This is a genomic window from Sphaerisporangium flaviroseum (assembly GCF_039537005.1).
In the GTDB taxonomy this organism is placed as follows: Bacteria; Actinomycetota; Actinomycetes; order Streptosporangiales; family Streptosporangiaceae; genus Sphaerisporangium; species Sphaerisporangium flaviroseum.
Genome location: NZ_BAAAZR010000034.1, coordinates 1 through 506 on the forward strand (window position 1 = coordinate 1; position 506 = coordinate 506).

Below are 506 nucleotides of genomic sequence, written 5' to 3' on the forward strand. Positions count from 1 at the left end.
TCCTGGACAACTGGCGGCAGGTCGTCCTCAAGGAATTCACCGGCGGCATGTCCTACGGGTTGTATGCCTCCAACGGGGCGCAACCCAACGGCTGGACGGTAAACACCGACGGGCTGGAAGGCAACGTCGACTCCCCCCAGGACCTCCCGCTCGACACCTGGTCACACATCGCCCTCACCTATGACGGCGCCAAGCTCCAGTTCTACCTGGACGGTGCCAAGACCGCGACAAAGGACTTCTCCGGCTCTTTGCGTGCCGATGGCGGTCCGCTGCGGATCGGCGGCAACAGCGTCTGGGGTGAGTACTTCTCCGGACTCATCGACGAGGTCCGCGTCTACAACCGGGCCCTTGCAGAGACCGAGATCCAGTCCGACAAGGACACCCCGGTCGTCGGCGTGGGACAGGCGAGCGCTGGCATCACAGCATCCACGACCACGACGACCGCCTTCGTCTACGACGCCTTCGGCCGGCTGGCCACCAAGACCGGCACAGGGGTGAAGAACCAG

Annotated in this window: 1 protein-coding gene; it reads left to right on the top strand. The window is 64.6% G+C overall.

The genetic code is table 11. The features are described 5' to 3' along the window. Positions 1–506 (top strand): LamG domain-containing protein (locus ABD810_RS31155; protein ID WP_344948712.1); only part of this gene is annotated, 506 nt, incomplete at both ends.